8 protein-coding genes and 1 pseudogene are annotated in these 6,776 nt (G+C 52.2%); 2 read left to right on the forward strand and 7 right to left on the reverse strand.

All coding sequences use genetic code 11. The features are described from left to right. The 7 genes and pseudogenes from QZ279_RS07060 to QZ279_RS07090 all read right to left on the reverse strand — a co-directional run. A pseudogene (locus tag QZ279_RS07060) lies at nt 1-193 on the reverse strand (electron transfer flavoprotein subunit alpha/FixB family protein); the annotation flags it as partial. After that, nucleotides 193-951, reverse strand: coding sequence for an electron transfer flavoprotein subunit beta/FixA family protein (locus QZ279_RS07065; protein ID WP_293449554.1), 759 nt, complete (start codon nt 949-951; stop codon nt 193-195). The pseudogene QZ279_RS07060 and the gene QZ279_RS07065, both read right to left, overlap by 1 nt. Nucleotides 952-1,128: 177 nt before the next feature. After that, the gene (locus tag QZ279_RS07070; protein ID WP_293449556.1) at nt 1,129-1,701 is read right to left on the reverse strand and encodes a cob(I)yrinic acid a,c-diamide adenosyltransferase; all 573 of its coding nucleotides are present in this window, start codon (nt 1,699-1,701) and stop codon (nt 1,129-1,131) included. Between the two features lie 3 nt (nt 1,702-1,704). Continuing rightward, complete coding sequence (locus QZ279_RS07075; protein WP_293449558.1) at nt 1,705-1,905, reverse strand: twin transmembrane helix small protein; 201 nt, start codon at nt 1,903-1,905, stop codon at nt 1,705-1,707. Nucleotides 1,906-1,974: 69 nt separating this feature from the next. Continuing rightward, complete coding sequence (locus tag QZ279_RS07080) at nt 1,975-2,817, reverse strand: SDR family NAD(P)-dependent oxidoreductase (protein WP_293449560.1); 843 nt, start codon at nt 2,815-2,817, stop codon at nt 1,975-1,977. A 59-nt stretch (nt 2,818-2,876) separates the two neighbouring features. After that, a complete protein-coding gene (locus tag QZ279_RS07085) occupies nt 2,877-3,212 on the reverse strand; it encodes an SH3 domain-containing protein (protein ID WP_293449561.1) in 336 nt (111 codons plus the stop codon). 6 nt (nt 3,213-3,218) lie between these two features. Beyond that, nucleotides 3,219-3,500: a hypothetical protein gene (locus QZ279_RS07090; RefSeq protein ID WP_293449563.1), complete on the reverse strand. Its 282-nt coding sequence runs from the start codon at nt 3,498-3,500 to the stop codon at nt 3,219-3,221. A gap of 89 nt (nt 3,501-3,589) precedes the next feature. Between QZ279_RS07090 and parC the strand changes: the two genes are divergently transcribed. Continuing rightward, the gene (gene parC / locus QZ279_RS07095) at nt 3,590-5,893 is read left to right on the forward strand and encodes a DNA topoisomerase IV subunit A (protein WP_293449565.1); all 2,304 of its coding nucleotides are present in this window, start codon (nt 3,590-3,592) and stop codon (nt 5,891-5,893) included. 62 nt (nt 5,894-5,955) lie between these two features. After that, complete coding sequence (locus QZ279_RS07100) at nt 5,956-6,639, forward strand: hypothetical protein (protein WP_293449567.1); 684 nt, start codon at nt 5,956-5,958, stop codon at nt 6,637-6,639. The last annotated feature ends 137 nt before the right edge of the window (nt 6,640-6,776 follow it).

Raw genomic sequence — 6,776 nt, forward strand, 5'->3', positions numbered from 1 at the left:
AGATCGCGTCTTCGGCGCATAGCACCTTTGAAACGCCAGCAATTTTTGCAGCAGCCGCCGCCGCGCCAGAGCAGTCAGCGCCTGTGCATAGTACAGTCACATCGCCCAAGTATGCGGATGCAGTTACTGCCTTGGCAGTGGCGTCCAGCGACAATTCACCGCCAGTAACTTCTGCGAGTAAGAGAACAGCCATTATACAGCCCCCGCTTCTTTGAGTTTCTCGATCAGTTCATCAACAGAACCAACCTTGATACCAGCTGCGCGCGCTGCTGGTTCGATTGTGCTAACGATTTCCAAACGTGGTGTTGCGTCGACGCCGTAATCTGCTGCAGTTTTTTCATCCATAGGCTTTTTCTTGGCCTTCATGATATTTGGCAGGGACGCATAACGTGGCTCGTTCAGGCGCAAATCAACGGTCACAACCGTTGGCATGTTCACCTTGATGGTCTGCAGACCACCGTCAACTTCACGCGTCACTGTTGCGCTGTCGCCGTCGATATCAACTTCGGATGCAAATGTTGCTTGGGACCAGCCCATAAGCGCAGACAGCATTTGGCCGGTCGCGTTCATGTCATTGTCGATCGCTTGCTTGCCGCAAAGCACAAGACCGGGCCGCTCTTCGTCAACGATACCTTTGAGGATTTTCGCAACTGTCAGGGGTTCGATGTCATTATGTACATCATCAGCAGCGATCACGAGGATCGCGCGATCCGCACCCATGGCCAAAGCCGTGCGCAATGTCTCTTGTGCCTGCTTAACGCCGACAGAAACCGCAATCACTTCATCCGCTTTGCCCGCTTCTTTCAGACGGATTGCTTGCTCTACAGCAATCTCGTCAAAGGGGTTCATGGACATTTTCACGTTGGCGAGATCAACTCCGCTGCCGTCCGCTTTGACACGAACTTTCACATTATAATCAATCACGCGTTTGACAGGTACAAGCACCTTCATTGGCGTAGGTCTCCCTAAGTTTAAAGCCGCATCGCGACTCTTTCAGATATCATCCATGGGTTGATATAATTTTGCGCACGAGCGGAACAGGTCAAAATCGTCATGTTAGCGCAAAAGGACGCCGCGTTCCCCAACGATTGGCCATAACGGTGGGCCAATCGTTGGGGATTGCGCGGTTTAGCGGTTCGCGCCCGGCACCCAAAGGATGTCGTCCTTGCCACCGTTATTGACAACGCGGCCTGTGACGAAGAACCAATCGGACAAGCGGTTGAGGTATTTTACCGCCGCAGGGTTCACCGATTCCATTGTTGCCAACTCGACAGTCAGGCGCTCAGCGCGACGTGATACTGTACGACACAGGTGCATTTGCGCTGCCAAAGCAGAGCCGCCGGGCAAAATGAAGCTGCGCAAGGGTTCTAGATCGCCGTTCATCGCGTCGATCTCGCTTTCAAGGCGTGCGACTTGGGCATCTGTCATGCGCAGGGGCTGATATTCCGCATCTTTGTCTTTTTCCATATCAGGGCGGCACAGGTCCGCACCAAGATCGAAAAGATCGTTCTGTATCATCGCGAGTTTCGCATCGATGTCATCGCTCGCGTGCTGACGTGCGAGGCCGACCACCGCATTGGTTTCATCGACGGTTCCGTAAGCGTTGACGCGCATAGAATTTTTGGCAACGCGTGCACCGTTTCCAAGGGCTGTTTCACCCGCATCGCCAGTTTTCGTGTAGATTTTGTTGAGAACAACCATGACTTAACCCTTTGTGAAATAAACGACTGCTAGGATGAGAAGAACTGCAACGAATTGAGCATAGATACGGTATCGCATAATACGATTGGCATGTTTGCGATTGAAATCGCCACCTTTGGCAAAGCCACCAATGCCAAGCATCAGAATGCCAAGAACCGCGAACATTGCGATTATCATAATTATAAAGAGCGGGTCACTTGCCATGGTCTTTCCTATATTTAGTCTTTGCACATGTAGGTGCGCGTTTACAAAAAGCGAATGCCTACCGCTGGATTACACCTTTGAAACAATGCGATCCAATGCACGTGTGGTCAGCATACGCCGCAAAGCCCCCATGATATAGGTCGGTTTGGTGACATAGTAACGTGGCTTGGGGCGTGGGGATTCACAGGCGTGGCGTAGTTTCGCAGTCACCGCACTTGGGGGTAGCTCGAAAGGATCGGGGCCCGAACTGGTGTAGAGGCGATCATTAAGGCTGGTTTCATATTCGCTGCGTCGTGCGGAGGCTTTCCAATCTATCCATCGCTCGAAATGTGGGATCGAATTGACGCGAATTTCGGACGTTACAGGGCCGGGCTCAATCAGGATCACTTTGATCCCCGTATCACGCATTTCTAAACGCAGGGTATCGCTAAGGCCTTCCATTGCGAATTTCGTTGCCGAATAAGCACCACGCCATTTCATCGTGACTAGACCCAACACAGAGGAACAATTCACAATACGACCATACCCTTGCGCCCGCATCACAGGGATCACTGCACGAGTCAGATCGTGGACGCCGAACAAATTGCATTCAAATATCTCTCGCAAACCATCGCGGGGCAGATCTTCGACAGCACCGGGCAGCGCGTAGGCCCCATTGTTAAAGAGCGCGTCCAAGGTGCCACCAGTTGCTTTCAAAATTTGTGCCAACCCAGTCTGGATCGTGCTTTCATCACTGTAGTCAATCAACGGGCTCTCAAAGCCCTCTGCGATGAGACGCGCGCAATCATCCGCTTTGCGACAAGAGGCAAACACACGCCAACCCGCAGCCCGCATACCGTGGGCTGCGTCATATCCAATGCCCGAAGAGCATCCTGTGATAAGGATCGATTTCGACTGCTGCGTTGTGACCATGAAAAAACCCGCCTCTCAGATGTGAGGGCGGGCTTATCATGATACGGGCGGCTGGCAACTTAGTTGTTAGACGCCGTCAAAAGGAAATCAGCCATCCATCCAACACGCCCACCGTCTTCGACACGCAGTTTCACCCAGCCGTCCCCTGGATCTTGCAGAATTTCAACCATTTGGCCGTTGGTAAGTTTGGCGACGGCTGAAAAGTTCTGCCCAGGTCCATGGCGCATGTTGACACGCGCTGCCGATACTTTGCGCATGTCTGCGGTCGCGGTGGTAACGTCTGCTGTCAGCGTTTCGGCTTTTTCGATGTCCAGCGCTGCGGTCACATCAATCGCAGCGTCGTCTTGCTTAACCACAGCGGCTTCAACCAGTGCGACTGCAGGCGTAGTGGACACGCTCGCTCAAACTATTTCAGAAGTTGCATTAAGGCGCTCGGCTTTGGCTTGTGCCAACACTCGCGTTTCTTCTTTTTGTAAATCTACTGCTACAGCGCGTTTCTCGTCTTCAATTGCGACAAATTCAGAGCCGCCGCTTAGCTCGTAAAAGGCGAACGCCATGAATGCGAATGTTATGGCTATTACTTTACCCATAATCCCCCCAGATACTTTTAAAAATTGGCGAAACGCCGCTGTTGGGTATTCATATACCTGATTCCAACATTTCCGTGAGGGTTCAAATTGCAAAAATTCCCCCCGTTGCATAGAAACTTATCCACATGCCTAGGATGCTTCTTATCTTGCCGCCTTGAATTGCTATCGCTAGAAGCAATTTCATGAGCGATAGCACCAAAGATGATCTACCAAAGGTTCCCGATCTAAGCGAGCCGCTGCGCCGCGCCCTTGGCGATCGGTATCTAACCTATGCGCTCTCAACGATTATGCACCGCGCTTTACCAGATGCGCGTGATGGTTTGAAGCCTGTGCACCGTCGCATTCTCTATGCAATGCGCGAACTTAAACTGTCCTCGACAGGTGGTTTCCGTAAGTCCGCTAAGATTTCTGGCGATGTGATGGGCAACTATCACCCACACGGTGACGCTGCGATCTATGATGCGATGGCGCGTCTCGCACAGGACTTTAACGTGCGCTATCCGCTTGTGGATGGTCAAGGTAACTTTGGCAATATCGACGGTGATAACCCAGCTGCGGCGCGTTATACTGAGGCCCGCATGACATCCGCTGCCGAGGCGTTGATGGAAGGGCTGTCTGAGGACGCGGTTGATTTTCGCGAAAATTACGATGGCACGCTAACCGAACCAGTTGTACTGCCCGCGAGCTTTCCGAACCTTCTTGCGAACGGATCTAGCGGCATCGCGGTAGGCATGGCGACGAATATTCCGCCCCATAACGTGGCAGAACTTTGCGATGCGTGTTTGCATCTGATCAAAGTGCCTGATGCGCGTGATGATACGTTGCTAAATTTTGTACCAGGTCCTGATTTTCCAACAGGCGGCATTATTGTCGAGCCAAAAGAAAACATGGCCGAAGCCTATCGCACGGGCCGTGGTTCGTTTCGTTTGCGCTGTAAGTATGAGATCGAAGACCTTGGCCGTGGTCAGTGGCAGATCGTTGTCACCGAAATCCCCTATCAGGTTCAGAAATCCAAGCTGATCGAAAAAATCGCAGAGCTGATCCAGAACAAGAAGATCCACATACTTGCAGATATCCGCGACGAGTCTGCCGAGGACGTGCGCATCGTGCTTGAACCGCGCTCAAAGAATGTCGCGCCCGAAGTGTTGATGAGCATGCTCTACCGTAGTTCTGATCTTGAAGTACGCTTCTCGCTGAACATGAACGTGTTGATCGATGGTTTGACGCCCAAGGTTTGTTCGATGAAGGAAGTGCTGCGCGCCTTCCTTGATCACCGCCGCAATGTTCTTGTGCGTCGCTCGACGCACCGTATGGAAAAGATCGATCACCGTCTTGAGGTGCTTGAAGGCTTTATTATTGCCTTCCTCAATTTGGATCGCGTGATCGATATTATTCGATACGACGATGATCCCAAAGGCGCGTTGATGCGTGAGGACTGGGGCCGCACGTTCGTGCGTGCCATGGACGAAAAAGACTATGTTTCACCTGCCGCGGGTGAGGGCGAGTTGACAGAAGTCCAAGCCGAAGCCATCTTAAACATGCGCCTGCGTTCTTTGCGCCGCTTGGAAGAGATGGAACTTAAGCGCGAACGCGATGCGTTGATGGAAGAGCGCGCTAGACTTGATGACTTGCTCAATAGTGGCGAACTTCAGTGGGACAGTATCGCAGAGCAGCTAAAGCTGACGAAAAAGCAGTTTGGTAAAGATCACCCGGGCGGGGCACGTCGTTCGCAGTTCGCAGAGGCGGGCGAAGTGGAAGAGGTCCCACTTGAAGCGATGATCGACCGTGAACCTATTACAGTTGTGTGCTCTGAAATGGGTTGGATCCGCGCGATGACGGGCCATATCGATCTGACCCGTGAGTTGAAATTTAAAGATGGCGATGGTCCGCGCTTTGTATTCCATACGGAAACCACTGATAGACTGCTAGTATTCGGCTCGAACGGACGTTTCTACACGATTTCAGGGGCTAGCTTGCCTGGTGGGCGTGGCATGGGGGAACCGCTGCGTTTGATGGTTGATCTTCCAAATGAAGCGCAGATCGTCGATCTGTTTATTCATAAACCTGGGCGTAAACTCATTGTTGGGTCCTCTGCAGGCGACGGATTTGTAGTGCCCGAGGATGATGTGATTGCGCAGACCCGCTCGGGCAAACAAGTGCTGAACGTGCGCGGCGAAACCCGTGCGCACGTCTGTAAGCCGGTAACGGGTGACAGTGTTGCGGTTGTCGGCGAAAACCGCAAAGTGCTGGTGTTCGCCCTTGATGAGCTACCCGAAATGGGGCGTGGCAAAGGCGTGCGTCTTCAAAAATATAAAGACGGTGGCATGTCAGACGCGACAACGTTCACGCTGGAAGAAGGCCTGACGTGGCTTGACCCCGCTGGACGCACACGCACAGAAACGGAACTGGCCGAATGGCAGGGCAAACGCGCGAGCATGGGCCGCATGGCCCCGCGCGGCTTCCCGCGGGACAATCGGTTTAACTAGAGGCCGCATTGATCTTACCCGCGCGCTGGTCTAGCAAGATACATCTGCCAAAGGGGTTTTGCATGTTTCGATTCTTCGCCGTACTCGCTGCCGTCGTGTCTTTAAGCGCTTGTGAAAATATTGATGATATATCGGGAAAGCCGCTCCCTATTGGCGAATTCACGCTTGCTTATAACGTGGTTGTCGCACCAGAATTGGTGATGGGGCCAGTCTCGCGCAAAGCCGAAGATGCGGATTGGATAGCCTCTGTGACAAAAGCGATTGATGATCGCTTCTCTCGCTATGACGGCGATCAACTCTATCATTTTGGCATCTCGCTTGAAGGATATGTGCTTGCACAGCCCGGTATTCCTTTAGTGCTCTCTCCTAAGTCAGCTTTGATTTTCAAGCTTACGGTTTGGGACGACGCAGCCGGTAAGAAACTGAATGAAGAACCAGAACAAATCACGGTATTAGAACGCCTTGACGGAGATACACTCATTGGCTCTGGATTGACGAAAACCGCAGAAGAACAGATGGAAGCGCTCTCTGTGAATGCCGCAAAACTGATCCAGCGCTACATCACGCGACAACATCGTCAAGAACAGTGGTTCAAGAGCCGTTCTACGAAGGTCGCAGATACGAGTGTTGAAAAAGACGAGGCGATTGAAGCGGTGTCCGAGAAAGCGAGCGAACTCGTCAACGAAGCAGAGTCAGCTGTGGCGAAAAAGGTTGAAGATGCGACAGAGGTTGAAGCTGTTAACTGATACTTGATTTTTATCCGCCAAGCCAATATGTGCGCGTCAGAGAAATTTGGGTTCGCTAAATGACCCCCTAATCTATGAGGTGCCGTTATGGGCAAGGAAAAGTTTGAACGCAATAAACCGCACGTCAACATCGGCAC

This window comes from Planktotalea sp., assembly GCF_018607965.1.
GTDB lineage: Bacteria > Pseudomonadota > Alphaproteobacteria > Rhodobacterales > Rhodobacteraceae > Planktotalea.